The following is a 16,866-nucleotide window of genomic DNA, read 5'->3' as shown; positions in this document are numbered from 1 at the left end:
GGTTATCCAAAAATGATCATTGGGTTATTGGTAATTGGGTGTCCGCAGATGGTACAGGGAAAATTATAGGCATTGCTGATATTCTCTTCAGTAAAAACTTCCTGTGGAGTTCCATAGGCGGAAACCTGTCCTGATTTCATTAATAAAATCTTATCTGCAAACTGGGCAGCAAGGTTCAGATCATGTAAAACAACAATGGCACTGTTGGCTTCTTTTGTAAAATTTTTGATAATTTCAAGTGCCTTATATTGATGTTTTATATCTAAATTATTCAAAGGTTCATCCAGAAAAACCACCTTATGGGCGATATTATTTTCAAGTTGTGCCATAACTCTTGATAGATGTACACGCTGCTTTTCTCCTCCTGAAAGAGTGTTGTATTCCCTTTCCTTCAGATGAAAAATATCGGTTTCGTACATCATATTGTTCATGGCTTCCAGGTCTTGTTTTCCGGGCTGGGCATCGAAATACGGATACCTTCCCATCATGATCACATCTTTTACCTCAAGCGGAATATCGTTGCTGTTATGCTGTGAAAACTTGGCTTTGTGTTTTGAAAGTTCCTGGATATTCCATTCTTTAATAGGTTTATTTTTAAACAAAACCTTGTTATTGACAGATTTTACTTCATCTGCCAATACACTCAGAAGGCTTGATTTTCCTGCTCCGTTGGGTCCTACAATGACAAGAAATTCACCGTATTCCAGAGAGACATCTACTCCATCCAGAATCCTGAATTCTTTGTGTTGATAATTTATCTGGTGTGCCTTGATCATTACAGTGATTTTTTAAATTTAACCAAAATAGCGATAAAAATAGGACCGCCCATTAAGGCTGTTAAAATTCCGATCGGCAGTTCTGAAGGAGCTACAATACTTCTGCTGAAGGTATCTGCCGTCAATAACAAAATGCTTCCGCACATTGCTGATAAAGGCAAAATAAAAGCATAATTGGATTTGAATAAAAGCCTTAAAATATAAGGTACAATAAGACCTACAAAACCAATTGTTCCGGAGAATGCCACACAGGTTCCCACCATTAAAGCAACGGTGATAATGATCTGCTTTTTCAGTCTTTCCACATTAATTCCCAGATGTTGTGCATCTTTTTCTCCCAGCATCATTGCATTCAAAGCTTTTCCTTTTGGAAGTAAAATAATGTAAGCAATCACCGCAACAATAGCCAGAATAATATTTTTCGTCCATGTAGCAGCTGCCAGACTTCCTAAATTCCAGAAAGTAAGATCTCTGAGCTGCTCATCTTTTGAAATATAGATCAAAAATCCGGTTATTGAAAAACCAATAGCGGTTATAGCAACTCCGGTAAGCAGCATCATCACTACATTTGTTTTTCCTCCGCTTGTTGAAATTCTGTAGACCAGCATCATGGACAAAAAAGAACCGATAAAAGCGGCTATTCCTACCAGTGAAAATTGTACAGCTTCAGGAAGATATTCTTTGAAATATCCTCCTAAAACAATCGCAATGGCTGCCAGCAACGTTGCTCCTGATGTAAGTCCTATTAAATCTCCTGTTGCCAGAGGATTCCTGAAAAGCCCCTGAAGACTTGTTCCTGAAACCGACAACATGCTTCCTACTAAGATGGCCATGATAATTCTGGCTGCCCTTACATCCCAGATTACATATTGATCACTGAGTGACAAACCGGGATCTCCTTTTATCAATTGCCACAGTGCCGCGAACGGAGAGTTTTCTCCGAAATCATAGACTCCTGTATTAAGTGACAGTACTGCTATAATAGCCAGCAGTACCGCACTTATTATAAGATAAAAGTATAGTTTACTTGGTGCTTTCAATTAAAAGTTTGTTTAATCCTACTGCTGCTTCTCCTACTCTTGGCCCGAAACCTGATACTAAACCTCCGTCCATGGCAATGATTTTCTTATTTTTACCTGCATTGGTCTGAGATACTCCCGGCATTTTAAGTGCTCCTTCATTGCCTCCTGCACCCTGTAAACCAGTTTCGAAGAAAAATAGTACATCAGGATTAGCTTTTACAACGGCTTCCGGTGTTAATGGTTTGAAATCCTCAAAATCAGTCACTGCATTTTCTCCTCCTGCAAGGGCGATCAATGACGCCATTGGTGTGTTTTTACCGCTTACCATCAGCATGTTTCCTCTGGCATAGATGAACAATACTTTTGGCTTTTTAGCAATAGGCTGTACCTGTTTCAGGTCAGCATCAATTTTATCGTTTAATTTCTGATAATCTGTATTTCCGATCGCTTTTGCTACCTGCTCTATCAGTTTTTTAGTTCCTTCAACCGTGTATTCCTGTTTAAAAACTTCAGTTTTAATCCCTGAAGATTTAATTTTCCCCATTAATTCAGGGTTGATATCTTTATCAGAAGCCAGAATCAATGTTGGGTTTACCGCCATGATCGGTTCAATTGTCATGGATCTCATGTGACCTAAATCTTTCGCTGTAGCTTTTAATGAGGCAGGATAGGTGCTGGTAACATCAGTTCCCACGATTTCTTTTTCGTGGCCTAAAGCTGCTACGATTTCAGTAATTCCTCCGTTTAGTGTTACTATTTTATTATTGGTTTTCGGTGCTTCAGAAGCAGCCTCTGTAGTATTTTCTTTTGCTCCTGTTTCTGCTTTTTTGCAAGAATATACTGCTATAAGAACAGAAGCTGCAAGGATGAATTTTTTCATGATCTACTATTATTTGATTATTTATAAAGGTTCGAATTCAAAATTGGTGTACCCTCTTTCTCCTTTTGTGTTTTTCATGGTATTGAATCTCAGCTTGAAATAAAAACCTTCAGCATCTTTCAATACAAAGAAACGGTCTGCATACACGAAAGGGACAGGATTGGATGCTGTACCGGTAGTGGTTCTCCATTTATCACCAATCGCTCTCTGGTCATTGAAAACAAATTTTGCAGGTTCTACATCTTTCAGTTTAAATGCATTGTAAGCTGCATCAAGACTTCCTGTAACCGTCACCTGATAAGCACCTACTCCATTAAGGGTATTGGTTGTTACAAAATCTGCATAAAAATAGCTTCCTGCACTGGTTGCAGGTCCCATGAACACTTCATTGGTAAACGTTGTGAAGGCCAGATCCCATTTTTTCTTCTTAGGCTGAATTTTTACAGGTGTTCCTGTTTTCAGGTTGAAGAACGAGAAGCTGTATTCTGTATCTTTGGTAATGATATATTCTTTGACGTCTGCTTCTGCTGCATTCACGTCAGCATAACGTATTTTGTATCCATTCTGAGCTCTCAGTATCTGAATTTTTTTCCATCCTCTCGGATCTCCGGACAATGAAACTGAACCTGCCCCGATATTGGTAGCAGAAGGTATCTCTCTACCAAGATTGATCAGATACACAGGGTTATCCGCATCATTTTCTTGGATGGCATCAATCCCTGAAGTCTGATTTAAGAAATCTCCGTTCGGATTGTCAACATATTTCATATTGGCAGCATCAAATGTTCCTACCTGGGCAATATCTTTTAAACTTGAAATATCAGCTTCCTTTACTTTACTGATGTCTGATGCGTTGGGTATTTTGATCACCGTCATGGCAAGAGATCCGTTCATGATCACTCTGTAGGCATCGCCACTGTAAAAACCAAGATCCCAGTCTGTCCTGCTGTTGACAGCCGGATTGGTGTAGTCACTTAAATCGATCCAGACCTGATTGGGTTCTGTAGGACCTCCCACCGGCACACTTACTTCAGATCCCGTCATAGGAGGAACTGCAACCGGATCTTCATCAGCAGAAAGACAAGACTGTGTGGCAGCCATGATAGAAAGAACAGATACTATTTTTAAATACTTCATAATCGTAACTTATTATTTAAAATTGAAACATTAATCGGGCAAAATAGCTTCTGCCATAATATAAATTAACAAACCCATTCGCTGCTGTATGGGCTGAACCGGCCACTGCCGTAGAGTTTAACCTTGTGACATCAAATATGTTTTTCACTCCTGCAGAAATTTCAAAATGCTTATTCCAGAAAGGCTGGCTCACAATGAAATCCATCATGTGGAAGCTGTCTACTTTTCCCAGGCGGAAACCGCTTGCTCCGTCAGACACATATATTCTGTCCGGACCTGTGAATTTGTAGTAAAGGGCAAAATTGGTATCGGTACTTTTCAGTTTATAGGTTGCTGAAGCTCCCGCCTGTACCAAATACTGGAAATCTGTAGGGGAAGAAGATTTCAAATCATTCACGGATACCGATGTTCCGTTTACAGATCCCCTTAAAGAAAGAGCAAACTGATCTTTTCTGAAATCTATATTAGCGGAAAATAGTAGATTTTTATACGTATCAAGATTCATGTATTTGTAGGTAGAAGGTTCTTTTACCATCACCATTTCAATCCTGTCACGTACATCCAGATATAATGCATCTACTCCGTATGCGATTTTCCATCCGTTATCTGCGGAAAAATTCTGGTTCCAGAAAAGGCCTGCGGAAAAGCCTTTTTCAGGATGTAAATCCGGATTTCCCTGTACATCATGATTAAGGTTCACAAAATACGTGTACAGTTCATCATATTTCGGGAAACGGTTGGCTGATCCTGCAATTGCCCTGAGATTTGAATTTTCAGAAGTTTTATATCTTGCTGATAACGAATAGTTGTACTGATTATTAAAGTTTTCACTGAGGGAAAGTCTTACTCCAGGTCTTAAAGAGAATTTGTCTGAAACATTCCATTCTGCAGAAAGGAAATTGGAATAGGTAAAGATCTTTCTTTTTACCGCTTCACCAAAGAAGTCTCCGGCAATTAAAGCGGCATAACCATTGGTGTAGTCTAATTCATATCCCAACTGAAAATCAAAAACTTTACTATCCAGGAAGTTGCTGAACATTCCTCTGGAGTAGATAACATCGGTCTTATAATAAGACTTTTCGTCCTGTCGGTTCTTTATTTGTCTGTTCGGAATATCGTAATTATAGTCGTAATATTTTCTGTCCTGGTTCTGGTAGGAGAAATCCCCCATGTATCGGATATGTCCCAGATTAGTTTGAATATTGAACTGATGAATCCAACGGTCTGTGCTGTATCTTCTGTCTCTGCTTTCGTAGGCAACCCCGCCTAACCCGTCATTAAGAGGATTTCTGTTGACCTCCGGATTATAGAAATTGAATTTTTCATTCAGATAAGACAGTTTATAAAAGAATGTTGTTTTATTTTTGGTATATCTCAGCAATGCAGAAGCATCATACTGATCTTTCGGGTTCCATTCATACCCTCTCTGGTTATCCTGTCCGAAATATTTGTAACCTTTGCTTTCCCCTTCGTATCCCATAAACTGATTATGGTTGAAATTGATGCTGGCAAACCATTCATTGCTGATATTATAATCTACATTAAGGTTCTGAATATGTCTGCCATTTCCTTTTTTCTTAAGATCATAGTTGTCTCTCACTGTTTCTTCCTGCAATGAGCCTCTTACACTGATCTTCTTTGTATTGGTTTTTCTGGTAATAATGTTGATTACTCCGGCAACAGCTCCGTTTCCATATTCAACCCCCATGCTTCCTTTTACAATTTCAATTCTTTCGATATTGCTTAGGGTAATTTTGGTAAGGTCTATATTACTTCCCAGTCCTGTATCCCCTACTACCGGAATATTGTCTATAAGGATCTTTACATAATCACCGTTAAGTCCCATGATATTGGCCGTGGAATTTCCTGAACGCGTATCCGGAGTGATCTGTATATTAAGACTTTGATTTAAAACCTCAGCAACATTCGTTGCTGCCATATTTTTAATCTGCTCTGCATCAATAACATCAACCTTATAGATGGATTTGTTAATGGACTGCTGCATGTACTGTCCTGTAATAACAACTTCTTCAATTTTCTTTTGATAAAGAGAATCCTTTTCTTGTGCATTCATCCATAAGGCCACGGATAATGATAGAACGGAAAGCACTTTCTTCTTCATAAGGGTACAAATTTTCGACAAATATAAAACTTTATTTAGACTCATTAAAAATAATTATATATTTTTGTGGAATAATTCTAAATAAAAATAATCTCATGAAATTACAATTACTTTTAGGAGCTCTGATGTTTACAGCCTTAACGGCGAATGCTCAGGTATCTAACATCAATGAAAATTTCAACAATTTTACAGCGGGGAATACTACTTTCCCACAGTCTGGATGGTCTGCCATCGTTGCACCCATAACCGGTGAGTTTCCTCCTGTACCTCCAAGAATGATTGTAGCAGGAGATTCTAACAGATTTGTCCAGTCGTATGCAGGAAACAACGCAACAGGTTCTTCTTATCTGATTACTCCACAGATTGAAACTCCAACAGGAAATAAAACTTTAACTTTTGACACTACATTAGTATCTCCATCTCCTGGTCCTGGAAGCATTCAGGTAGGCGTAGCGTCTAATCCTGCTGATATGTCAACTTTCGTTCCTGTAGGAAACCCTGTTAATGTATCGGTTATTGGCACAGTTCAGAATATCAGTGTTAATATTCCGTCATCCACAGGTTCATACATTGTATTTAAATTCACGCCTACTGCTACTCACGTAGCCATTCAGGTAGATAATATAGTTTATAATACGACTGCTTCTTTAGGTGTATCAGACAACAATAAATCCACAGAAAATTTCAGGTTTGCCTTAAATTCTGATCAGTCAGCCTTAGAATTTATTATTAAAAAAGATCCTAAAAACATCCAAATCTATTCAGCAGCAGGACAAAAAGCAGCTGAAGGCAAACTGAGCGGACAAAGATTTGATATCAGCACCCTTCAAGCTGGTGTATATTACATGAATATTGAAACTGCTGAAGGAAAAACAATCCAGTCAAAATTCATCAAAAAATAAGGTTTATTAGACTATTATTTGCCTTTTTTTAAAGCTGGTAGGAAAATCTTACCGGCTTTTTCTTTACTCTAATTTTGTTATGCATTGGTATGATTAAAATAAAAACACGATAAAAATCATGTTTTTATTTAGACTGATTAAAAATAATTACATATTTTTGTGGAATCATTCTAAATAAGGATTTAAAAAATAAATTATGAAAACAAAACTATTATTGGCTTCAGTACTCGCAATGTCTGTTCAGCAGACTGTTTTGGCGCAGACTGATGCATTGGGATATTCACAGGTAAACATGACTATGGGAAGCGGATATCAAAACCGAGTGTTTGTAAACCTTGCAGATGGTAATATGATTTCTCAGCCAGCCAATACGTGGGATATTGCTTTTTACAGAAACTCAAACTACGCATTCGGATCCAGAATTAATGATGCTAAAGATATTGAAGTGTACACCGCCTCCACCAATTTAGCCGATTGGGATAATATCAGCATCAGCAATGAAGCTTCATGGGGAGCACCTCTTTATAATCCGGATCAGACCACTGACTGGAGCCAGGGAGCTTTCGAGCAGGGACCGGTGACCTCTCCAAATCCTAATATTCCTTCAACAGGATGGGGAGTTTACAACCCAATGAATCACCATATTCAGGGGAAAGCTATTTTTGTTTTAAAATATGCTTCAGGGACTTATATTAAATTTGCCATTGAAGATGCTTTTGCAGGATATACTTTCAAATACTCAAAATGGAACGGTACATCATGGGGAACTACAGAAACAAGAACAATTGCTAATGGAACAGATGATTCCTATTTCAATTACTTCTCCTTTGATACCGGAGAAAAAGTTCCAGGTCTGGAGCCATCCAGAACGGCATGGGATTTTGTATTTACCAAATATTATACATTCTATATGGGAGTACAGATGTACCCGCTTTCCGGTGCCATCCAAAGCCCGAACATAAAAGTGGCAATGGTACAGCCTGAAACACAGCAAACAGCAGCCTATTCTGTTCCTGCCAATACAAGTTTCTCATCAGCTATTACTACAGTAGGACATTCATGGAAAGGAATCGGGACGGTAAAAAATGATGTGGTATACTACGTAAAAAAAGGAAACGACTATTACAGAATGTATTTCACTACCAATGGTGGAGCCAGTACAGGAAATATGTATTTCAAATACAAGAAGATTACTGAAACATTAGGTATTACTGAAGTTGGGAAAAAGGCCTCTTTTGGTATTTATCCTAATCCTGCACCAGCTGATAAAAAAGTAACGGTTCTTTTTGATGTTAAAGAAAAAGCAGGCAACAAAGGGAATGTAGAAGTTTATGATCTTACCGGGAAAAAGGTATATACAGCTGAACTGGCTAATCAGGCAGGTTTCTACAAACAGGATTTGAATCTTTCTACGCTCCCTTCAGGAAATTATCTTGTAAAAATTACTTACGGTGGCTATTCGGAGACGAAAAAGCTTATCGTAAAATAAACTTTCTATTTTAATACTTTCTATTTTTTCTAATAAAAGGGCGGTTTCAGATTCTTGAAACCGCCTTTTATCTTTTCTCTATGTCTTAATATATTTTAAATCCTTTATAAACTTCCACTGAGCTTTCCATAATTTTGGATGCATCTTTACGGAAATCCAAAAGGTGATCCTGCCCGTTATGCCTGTTATGATGCTCAACACTTTCCCAAAGCTCGATCAGGAAGAAAGTCCCTTTATTATCTTTATCTTCAATAAGATCATACTGCAGACAGCCTTCCTCTTTTCTTGTTTCTTTCACAAGGTTCTGAAACAGCTCTACAGCGTCCATCAGATAATTTTCATTAAACTTAAAAAGTGCAATGATATGTAAATTCATGTTCTAATATTTAGTGATGTAAAAGTAAAATATTTTCAAAGCCGAATATCTTTTTAACCCTTTTATTTTTCCACACCATGCATAATTTTTAATTAAAAACTGATTTATAAATAGTTATAGAACTCATTACGATCACCAAAGTTCCGATAATCACAAACATTTTTTTGACGGGAAGCTTAGCGGTAAGCATTGCGGAAAAAGGAGCGGTAATGATTCCGCCAATCAAAAGTCCCAGAATGATATTCCAATGCTGGATGCCCAGGGTTAGGAAAAAAGTGATGGCAGCTGTTAAAGTAAGAATAAATTTAGCTACGGTAGAACTTCCTACGGCAAATCTTGGGGTAAATGCATTTTTAATCAATGTTCCGGTTACCAAAGGTCCCCAGCCTCCACCAGCAAAAGAATCTATAAAACCTCCTATCACGCCCAGTCTGGTCAGGTTGGTTATTCTTTTCAGGGCTTTACTCTGTTTTTCTTTAAATGCATTTGCTAAAATCTGGAACCCAAGGTATAAAGTGTAAAAAGCAATTAATGCTTTAGTTACTTTCGCATAATATTCTCCAAGATAAGTAAGGCATACAGCTCCAATTACAGCTCCAATTACAGCAGGAACGGCCAGCTTTTTCACCAGGCTTTTGCTTACATTCTTCAATTTGATGTGGCTGAGACTTCCTGCAGCAGTGGTGAAGCTTTCTGCAGAATGAATACTTGCACTTACAATATGCGGCGGAATATTGAGAAGCATAAGCGTTGTAGTACAGATGACACCATACCCCATTCCCATGGATCCAGCCACAATTTCTGCAAAAACACCTACCAGAAGCATCCAGTAAAAAATATAATGATCTTTAGCCAGAATACCCTGCAATTCTTCCAGATATCCCAGTTCGTACATTGAAAAAACAACAATGGACAGAATAGCAGCCGTCACAAAAAGGACATTCAACCTTACCTGAATTTTTCTTGAAATCACCATATCACAAAACCGTTTTAATCCATATTGTTTCATCATCAGCATGATTGACAACAAAGGCATGTAATGACAATCTGTTTTCTGTAGTTCTTTGCGAGGAAATTTTTCCGGATATAATACATGCAGCCACTGAATGCACTTCAGTAGTAGAGGGCATAAGCTTTTGTAATGGGTTTACCTCTTCTTTTGAAATCATAGTTTATTCATTTGAAGTAGTGCAAATATCTGACAAAATATTTATCCTACAAAATAAGTAGACTATTAATTCAAAAAAAAGGACCGGGTTAATCTACCAGATCCATTAAAGTTTTTTTCTCCAGAATATTCAGGGAAGCATCGCGAACCTCTATCAGCACATCATGAAGCCCACAGTGATCTTCATTGCAGTCATCACATTTTTCATAGAAATTCAAACTTACACAGGGAAGCATCGCAATAGGACCATTGACAAGACGAATGATTTTCGCCAGTTTCACATTTTCCGGATCTTCTTTGAAAAAGTATCCTCCACCCTTTCCTTTTTTACTGTCGAGGATGTCCGCTTTTTTCAATTCAAGAAGGATGTTTTCCAAAAACTTTAAAGGAATCTTTTTGTGTTCCGCAATTTCAGAAATAAGAATCGGACCTTCATTTCTTTTTTCTACAAGATATGAAAGCGCCTTAAACGCATATTGAGATTTTTTTGAAAGCATTAGAGCAAAAATACGAAAATTGTTTAATATTTGAAAAAGGACAGGAAATCTACATCATAAAAGGGTAAAAAGGTATGTTTGTTTATCCGTAATTTTACGGTTTTAGATACCACAATATTGCCTTTCTCCTATTAAATCATTATGTTTGCGATATGTTCAGTAAACAAGAAGCACAGCAACTAAAAAAGGAATTTTGGACAGCTTTTGGAAGATCATTCCCGAGGAAATGGATTCTTTACGATACCAAAATCAAGGACATGGCATTTAAATTTTCTGCCGACAACAAAAAAGCAGAAGTTTCTCTGGATATCGAAATGAAAGATGAAATCTTCCGAAACGCCTACTATGAAAAGATCTGGTCTCTGGAAGATATTTTAAAAGATTTTATCGGAGATTTTCAAAAAGAAGAATATTTTACTCTTGAAAACGGCAAGATAATCAGCAGAATATGGGTTGAAAAACATAATATCTCCATTTTTAATAAAAATACATGGCAAGAAATTTTTGAATTTTTTGTGAACAAAATGGATGGTTTCGAACGGTTTTACTACGAATACGAGGATTTTATAAAGGACATATAGAATACTTACGAAATAAATACTACTTCATACTTCAAGTTAAGATAAAAAGAAAACTTATCTTTGCCACACCACTTAAGCTAATAGATGAAATAAACTAACATGATTAAAAATGAGAAAAGTGTACAAAAACATTTTTGGAGAGATTATTTCCAAAAGTAAAGCTGTGAAGCTGAGCGAATATCATCTGTATTATTATGAGGAAGGTTCTGATTTCCTGAAAGAAATTGAATTCATCAACGAAGACAGTGTTTACAACATCAATTATTTTCTAAGTGACCAGGAAGACGAGGCAAAGGTAGTGGATTATCTTAAAGAAAAATCTGACTTTTTTGATATTGAAAAAAAAGAAACTGCCGACGGTTTTATTATTTCTACCAATAAATTATATTCTTTATCTGTAAATGATCTTCCCCTCATTTCTAAAACCGTTTTCAAAACAGACGATCCTGAAAACTTCATCTGTTCACAGGTAATTGATAATGAAACCCATCAGCCACAGCTTGAAAGAACCATAAAATGCTGGTATACCAACGACGAAAACGGAGAAAAATATGCCGCTATAGAATGCAGCTATCAGGAAGACGGAAAACTGGAACTGGCTGTAGACAAAACCCCTGATCCTGATCATGAAGAAAACTGGATTCATTATGATTATGATACTTTCCAGGATCTTCAGGCACAGATTCCTACCGATATCAGCTATTACAAAACAGCAGCCTTACTCCCGAAAGAAGCTTACCAGCAGTAATTTATTTACATGTTTTATACAACACTCATATCAAAATTATGAAATGGAAGAGCTTAATTTTTGCAGATGGCAATAATTGAATTCTGAATAAAGATCAAAAAAATAATAAAGACTGTTTCCGGGGCTGGAAACAGTCTTTCTCTTTTCTGTAACAAAACCAGTATCAGAATCATTTCCAAAATAGGTTTAAAACCTTGTTCCATTTTATTATATTTGTACAAAGACACAAATATAAAAGTCGTTATGGAAAAGCTAAAGAATCTAAGAAAGCAAAGAGGCTACACACAAGAATATATGTCTAAAATAATATCCACAGATGTCTCCAATTATTCCCGAAAAGAGAATGATGAAGTACGAATATATGATGATGAATGGGAAAAGCTTGCTAAAGCACTTGATGTTCCTGTAGAAGAGATCAAAGAAGAAAGAAAAACAGCTATTGTCCATAATAATCATGACAATACTACTTTTAACGATAATGCAGGTAGCTATTTCAATCATTTCCACAGTATTCCGGATTCTATTGTAGAAAATTTGCAGAGCTATATTAAAGTTTTGGAGGAGCAGGTGGAATCCTTAAAGGAAGAAAATAAAAAATTGAAGTTCAGATAGGTTTTTATTATTACTTTAATGTTAACAAAACTCCCGGAAGACTAGACTTTCTTCCGGGAGCTTTTTATATTATTTTATCCAAATTTCTTTTTCCTTAACCAGAAGAACAGTCCTCCTATAAGGCCGATAATGGCCAATGGAAGCAGTAAATTCAGCCACTGCCAGGTGGATTTCTCTTCGGTGATTCTTTGTCTGTCGAGAAGTCTTTCCTCGATGTTTCTGTTTCTCAGTTCCATCAGATTGCTGTCGTCTAACAGATAATCCAAAGCATTTCTAAGGAACTGTTCGTTTCCAAACTGTTCATTCGTCAACAAATCTACACCTAATGGAAGTGGTTTACCTTTGATCACTTTATTTCTTCCTACATCTCCGTCTGCAATAACGATCATTTTATTCTCCGGGCTGGATGTTTTGAACCCAGGGTAAGATTTTCTTTCAATTCTGGATGCATAGGCAGAATTAAACTTACCTTCCAATGCTACAGCGAAGATCTTCGGTGTACTTGGTTTTTCCATTTGTCCAAGACTGTCTACACTTGCAATTTCTTTCAGATCCACATAGTTCGGAACCTGTTTCAGTAATGTTCTTTCACTGGATTCGAAAAGAACTTTTGTTTTAATATTCTTTCTCCCTCCTAATGTATCGATGGAAGTCGGAAATTCAAATTTTACAGGGTTGATATTTTTGGTAACCGGATTATTATTTTCAGCAATTCCAAGCGGATAATAAGGCCAGGGTAAGCTTGTATATTGTGGATTTCCACTCACTTCTCCTGTAACCAGTCTTAACAGGGCAAACTTTTTAACATCTTTTACCAAAGCAGGATTGATTCTCAGTCCGTAATTGAAAAAGAAGTCGGTCATATTGATATCAACCGGGAAAGGCATTACTTTTTTGGATCTTGTTAAGGTATCCATTTCAGCATTTACTGCATCAATCATCCACAGAGTTTTTCCTCCGTTCATGATGTACTGGTCCAAAATTACTTTTTCATTATCGGTAAAAGCTTTTCTCGGTTTTGCAATCACCAAAGCACTCATCTGCTTTAATAACGGAACATCTTCTAATGAAAGCTCTGTCTGATTTTTAGGAATAATAGGTCCTGCATCATAGTTTTCCATGGCCAGCTGTACAAATCCCTGGAATTCATCCGGGTTCAGCTCATCATGGTTGACCAGAATCCCGATTTTCTTTCTCTTAGCAGCTGCAATATTTTTGATATTGGAGATAAGGTTGTATTCCAATCCTTCAATGGATCTCGTCAACTGCTGATCGGCATCAATTCCTGCCTGCTGAACCACCAACGGGATGGAAACTCCGTCATTTCCATGCTTAATTACAGCGTACGGGAAAAGAGTGATCTGTGAGATCTTTCCATCTTTTACATCCGGAAGAATAGACGGCTGCATTCCCATGGCCATCAAAGTATCCTGAGACATTTTTGTTTTAATAGGATCGATGAATTTAAAATCAATCTTCGGATTAATTTTTCTGAATTCTTCCAGCATGAATTTCGTTTCGCTTTGCAGCTGTTTGAAACTTGCCGGAAAGTCTCCTTCCAGATACACTTCAACCGTCAGAGGCTTTTTAACAGACTCCAATACTTTGATAGTGTTATCAGAAAGGGTATATCTTTTTTCTTTTGTTAAGTCTAATCTGATTCCCGAATAGGTCAGGATAATAACCAAAGGAACAATTGCAATTAAGAAAATTCCCAGTGGAGATTTAGCATTGAACTTCTTCATACTTCTACTTCTTTTTGTTAATAAAATGATTAGCCAATACTAATGAAGCGCCGATGACAAGTACAAAATACGCCACATCTTTAGCATCAATAAGCCCTCTTGTGAAGCCTAAGAAATGCTGATAGAAACCAAAATTCTGAAGGATAAAATCTGCCCCTCCCAATAGTTTATAACTTGCCAGCTGCTCGATTCCAAAATACATGATAAAGCACATGAAAACACCCAGCAGATAAGCCATAATCTGATTCTGAGATAGTGAAGAAGCCAGAATTCCCACTGCTGAAAATGCTGCGATTAAGATAATCAGTCCAATATAGCTTCCAAAGGTCATTCCAAGGTCAATATTTCCTGCAGGAACTCCCAAAACATATACCGTATAAAGGTAAATCAGGGAAGGAATAAGGCATAAAATCCCAACAATCCATACGGAAAGGAACTTACCTGTCACCAGTTCTGAAACTTTTAACGGCTGCGAGAAAAGCCAGTTTAATGTTCCGGTTTGCTGCTCTTCCGCAAAAGTTTTCATGGAAAGTGCCGGAATGATAAACATCAACAGCCATGGAACCAATACGAAATAGCTCTGCAGTGAGGCCATTCCGATCTCAAAAATATTAGAATCGTTGTCGAAAAAGAACAGAAAAAGAGTCGCTATCAAACTGAAGGCGGCAATGATCACCCATGCGCTCCAGTTTCCAAAGTAACTCCAAAGTTCTTTCTTTAAAATTGCAATCATAGTTTTTTTATAAGATGTAGAAAGGATGAATGTATTTGAAAATACGTCTACTCCACAATTATTTGTTTTTTTTATTTTTATTAACCAGTTTCACTGTCATCATAATCAGAAATACAAGAACGAAAAATCCTGCGATTAATTGCCACCAGTATTCAATTACCATCGATTTTAAAATAACGGTAAATACAACCAGAAACAGAATGAATGTTGCAATTTCATTAGCCTGTCTCAGTTTGATATTGGCAATAGGCAGTGTACTTCCATTCAGAACTTTTAAATGAAGCACTTTTTTCCAGCACCAGTAATGGTAAAGGGCAAGTCCGATAAGGAATGTCAGTTTTAAATGAAACCATCCCATCTTCATTAATCCCGGATTTAAAAAGATCATCACCAGTCCGCAAACTGCCATAATGACTCCCGCAGGAACTGTGATAATGTTCCAAAGCCTTCTGGCCATAAAAGTATACTGCTCTCTCAGAATTTTCTTTTTTTCCTCTGGAAATTCATCGGTATCCTTATAGTAAACGAAAATCCTTACGAGATAAAAAATTCCCGCAAAGTAGCTTACCATAAAAATAATGTGCAGCGCTTTGATTATTGTATAAAGCATTCAGAAAAAATTAACAGCAAAGATAAGCTTATTATATAATTGTTAAAAATAAATTTCTTTTGATCCGGAAAACCCAATCAAAAACAGATTTATATAAAAAATAGTTCGGCTCGGGGCAGCAAAGCTGCCCGAGCCGAACATTATATTTTCATTGTTGTAATCAATTCAATAATTAAGAGATCACTCCTAATTCTTTTCCAACCTTTTCAAAAGCAGCAATCGCTTTATCAAGATGTTCTCTGGTATGGGCAGCAGATAACTGTACTCTGATTCTTGCTTTTCCTTTCGGTACTACAGGATAGAAGAATCCGATTACGTAGATTCCTTCATCCATTAGCTTTTCAGCCATTTTCTGAGAAAGCGGTGCATCGTAAAGCATTACCGGAACAATAGCAGCATCACCTTCAGGAATATCGAAACCTTTCGCTTTCATTTCCGTTCTGAAGTATTCTGCATTTTCCATTACTTTATCACGAAGTGAAGTATCATCTGAAATCATATCCAGTACTCTTAATGCAGCTCCTACGATACCAGGCGCTAAAGAGTTAGAAAATAAATAGGGTCTTGAACGCTGTCTCAGCATATCAATGATTTCTTTTTTACCGGAAGTAAATCCTCCCAAAGCACCCCCTAAAGCTTTTCCTAATGTAGAAGTGATGATATCTACTCTACCCATTACTTCATTAGCTTCATGAGTTCCACGGCCCGTTTTTCCGATGAATCCTGTTGCGTGAGAATCATCTACCATCACCAAAGCATCATATTTATCAGCAAGATCACAAACTCCTTTTAAATCTGCAACAATACCGTCCATAGAAAATACTCCGTCTGTAACAATAATTTTAAAACGGTGGTTCTTTTCAGAAGCTGCAATCAACTGAGCTTCCAGATCTTCCATATTATTGTTTTTATATCTGTATCTGGCTGCTTTACAAAGACGAACACCATCAATGATTGATGCGTGGTTCAGTTCATCTGAAATAATAGCATCTTCTTCTGTAAACAGAGGTTCAAAAACTCCACCATTCGCATCAAATGCAGCAGCATAGAGGATAGTATCTTCAAGACCTAAGAAATCAGCGATTTTTTTCTCCAATTCTTTGTGAATATCCTGTGTTCCACAAATGAAACGAACAGAAGACATTCCATAACCATGAGACTGAATCATTTCCTGAGACGCTTTCATTACTTCCGGATGGTTGGATAATCCCAGATAATTATTGGCACAGAAGTTCAATAGCTTTTTTCCATTAGCTTCTATTTCTGCGCTCTGTTGGGAAGTGATGATTCTTTCTCTTTTGTAAAGTCCGTCATTCTCAATATTCTGAAGTTCGTTCTGTAAATGTTGAAGGTATTTTTCAGAGATCATTTTTAGTAATTTTTTAGATGTGCTAATTTACTAAAAAGGCAGTAAAATAAAACCTTTTATAAGTTTAAATCTAAAAAATTGATAAGGCTTCACTTTTTA

The 16,866-nt window shown here is 37.0% G+C and carries 18 protein-coding genes; 5 read left to right on the top strand and 13 right to left on the bottom strand.

Going from position 1 to position 16,866, the window contains the following annotated elements:
- Positions 1 to 2 precede the first annotated feature (2 nt).
- The 5 genes from ACODR7_RS08420 to ACODR7_RS08400 are packed head-to-tail and all read right to left on the bottom strand — an operon-like array spanning position 3 to position 5,937.
- A complete protein-coding gene (locus tag ACODR7_RS08420) occupies positions 3 to 776 on the bottom strand; it encodes a heme ABC transporter ATP-binding protein (protein ID WP_488838632.1) in 774 nt (257 codons plus the stop codon).
- The gene (locus ACODR7_RS08415) at positions 776 to 1,816 is read right to left on the bottom strand and encodes a FecCD family ABC transporter permease (protein WP_488838631.1); all 1,041 of its coding nucleotides are present in this window, start codon (positions 1,814 to 1,816) and stop codon (positions 776 to 778) included. Before ACODR7_RS08415 ends, ACODR7_RS08420 begins: the two co-directional genes overlap by 1 nt.
- Positions 1,800 to 2,678, bottom strand: coding sequence for a heme/hemin ABC transporter substrate-binding protein (locus ACODR7_RS08410; RefSeq protein ID WP_488838630.1), 879 nt, complete (start codon positions 2,676 to 2,678; stop codon positions 1,800 to 1,802). The genes ACODR7_RS08415 and ACODR7_RS08410 overlap by 17 nt, the downstream gene beginning before the upstream one ends.
- Before the next feature lie 21 nt (positions 2,679 to 2,699).
- A complete protein-coding gene (locus ACODR7_RS08405; protein WP_488838629.1) occupies positions 2,700 to 3,815 on the bottom strand; it encodes an HmuY family protein in 1,116 nt (371 codons plus the stop codon).
- Between the two features lie 16 nt (positions 3,816 to 3,831).
- Complete coding sequence (locus ACODR7_RS08400; RefSeq protein WP_488838628.1) at positions 3,832 to 5,937, bottom strand: TonB-dependent receptor plug domain-containing protein; 2,106 nt, start codon at positions 5,935 to 5,937, stop codon at positions 3,832 to 3,834.
- Between the two features lie 95 nt (positions 5,938 to 6,032).
- Here ACODR7_RS08400 and ACODR7_RS08395 point away from each other — a divergent pair, with 95 nt between their 5' ends.
- Both ACODR7_RS08395 and ACODR7_RS08390 read left to right on the top strand, forming a co-directional pair.
- Positions 6,033 to 6,839, top strand: a complete 807-nt coding sequence (locus tag ACODR7_RS08395) for a choice-of-anchor J domain-containing protein (protein WP_488838627.1) — start codon at positions 6,033 to 6,035, stop codon at positions 6,837 to 6,839.
- A 196-nt stretch (positions 6,840 to 7,035) separates the two neighbouring features.
- Complete coding sequence (locus ACODR7_RS08390) at positions 7,036 to 8,328, top strand: T9SS type A sorting domain-containing protein (protein WP_488838626.1); 1,293 nt, start codon at positions 7,036 to 7,038, stop codon at positions 8,326 to 8,328.
- A gap of 85 nt (positions 8,329 to 8,413) precedes the next feature.
- On the opposite strand, the gene ACODR7_RS08385 is transcribed toward ACODR7_RS08390, so the two are convergent.
- The 4 genes from ACODR7_RS08385 to ACODR7_RS08370 all read right to left on the bottom strand — a co-directional run bounded on the left by ACODR7_RS08385 (position 8,414) and on the right by ACODR7_RS08370 (position 10,369).
- A complete protein-coding gene (locus ACODR7_RS08385; RefSeq protein ID WP_034696070.1) occupies positions 8,414 to 8,704 on the bottom strand; it encodes a putative quinol monooxygenase in 291 nt (96 codons plus the stop codon).
- 88 nt (positions 8,705 to 8,792) lie between these two features.
- Complete coding sequence (locus tag ACODR7_RS08380; protein WP_488838625.1) at positions 8,793 to 9,680, bottom strand: sulfite exporter TauE/SafE family protein; 888 nt, start codon at positions 9,678 to 9,680, stop codon at positions 8,793 to 8,795.
- A gap of 1 nt (position 9,681) precedes the next feature.
- On the bottom strand, positions 9,682 to 9,873 hold the full coding sequence (locus ACODR7_RS08375) for a hypothetical protein (RefSeq protein ID WP_488838624.1): 192 nt from the start codon (positions 9,871 to 9,873) through the stop codon (positions 9,682 to 9,684).
- Between the two features lie 88 nt (positions 9,874 to 9,961).
- Positions 9,962 to 10,369, bottom strand: coding sequence for an RrF2 family transcriptional regulator (locus tag ACODR7_RS08370; protein ID WP_488838623.1), 408 nt, complete (start codon positions 10,367 to 10,369; stop codon positions 9,962 to 9,964).
- A 152-nt stretch (positions 10,370 to 10,521) separates the two neighbouring features.
- On the opposite strand from ACODR7_RS08370, the gene ACODR7_RS08365 reads away from it, so the two are divergent.
- The 3 genes from ACODR7_RS08365 to ACODR7_RS08355 all read left to right on the top strand — a co-directional run bounded on the left by ACODR7_RS08365 (position 10,522) and on the right by ACODR7_RS08355 (position 12,310).
- Positions 10,522 to 10,950, top strand: coding sequence for a DUF4268 domain-containing protein (locus ACODR7_RS08365; RefSeq protein ID WP_488838622.1), 429 nt, complete (start codon positions 10,522 to 10,524; stop codon positions 10,948 to 10,950).
- A gap of 109 nt (positions 10,951 to 11,059) precedes the next feature.
- On the top strand, positions 11,060 to 11,698 hold the full coding sequence (locus ACODR7_RS08360) for a hypothetical protein (RefSeq protein WP_488838621.1): 639 nt from the start codon (positions 11,060 to 11,062) through the stop codon (positions 11,696 to 11,698).
- A 243-nt stretch (positions 11,699 to 11,941) separates the two neighbouring features.
- Positions 11,942 to 12,310, top strand: a complete 369-nt coding sequence (locus tag ACODR7_RS08355) for a helix-turn-helix domain-containing protein (RefSeq protein ID WP_488838620.1) — start codon at positions 11,942 to 11,944, stop codon at positions 12,308 to 12,310.
- Between the two features lie 74 nt (positions 12,311 to 12,384).
- Here the strand turns inward: ACODR7_RS08355 and gldG are convergent, their stop codons facing one another.
- The 4 genes from gldG to kbl form a co-directional block, all read right to left on the bottom strand.
- Positions 12,385 to 14,055, bottom strand: coding sequence for a gliding motility-associated ABC transporter substrate-binding protein GldG (gene gldG, locus ACODR7_RS08350; RefSeq protein WP_488838619.1), 1,671 nt, complete (start codon positions 14,053 to 14,055; stop codon positions 12,385 to 12,387).
- A 4-nt stretch (positions 14,056 to 14,059) separates the two neighbouring features.
- A complete protein-coding gene (locus ACODR7_RS08345; RefSeq protein WP_488838618.1) occupies positions 14,060 to 14,788 on the bottom strand; it encodes an ABC transporter permease in 729 nt (242 codons plus the stop codon).
- Between the two features lie 58 nt (positions 14,789 to 14,846).
- A complete protein-coding gene (locus ACODR7_RS08340; protein ID WP_076597096.1) occupies positions 14,847 to 15,398 on the bottom strand; it encodes a CopD family protein in 552 nt (183 codons plus the stop codon).
- Positions 15,399 to 15,570: 172 nt separating this feature from the next.
- Positions 15,571 to 16,767, bottom strand: coding sequence for a glycine C-acetyltransferase (kbl, locus tag ACODR7_RS08335; RefSeq protein ID WP_488838617.1), 1,197 nt, complete (start codon positions 16,765 to 16,767; stop codon positions 15,571 to 15,573).
- Positions 16,768 to 16,866 lie beyond the last annotated feature (99 nt).

This window comes from Chryseobacterium sp. FG46, from assembly GCF_057809135.1.
The sequence above is the reverse complement of the archived record's forward strand: the minus strand, read 5'-3'. Positions and strand labels throughout refer to the sequence as shown.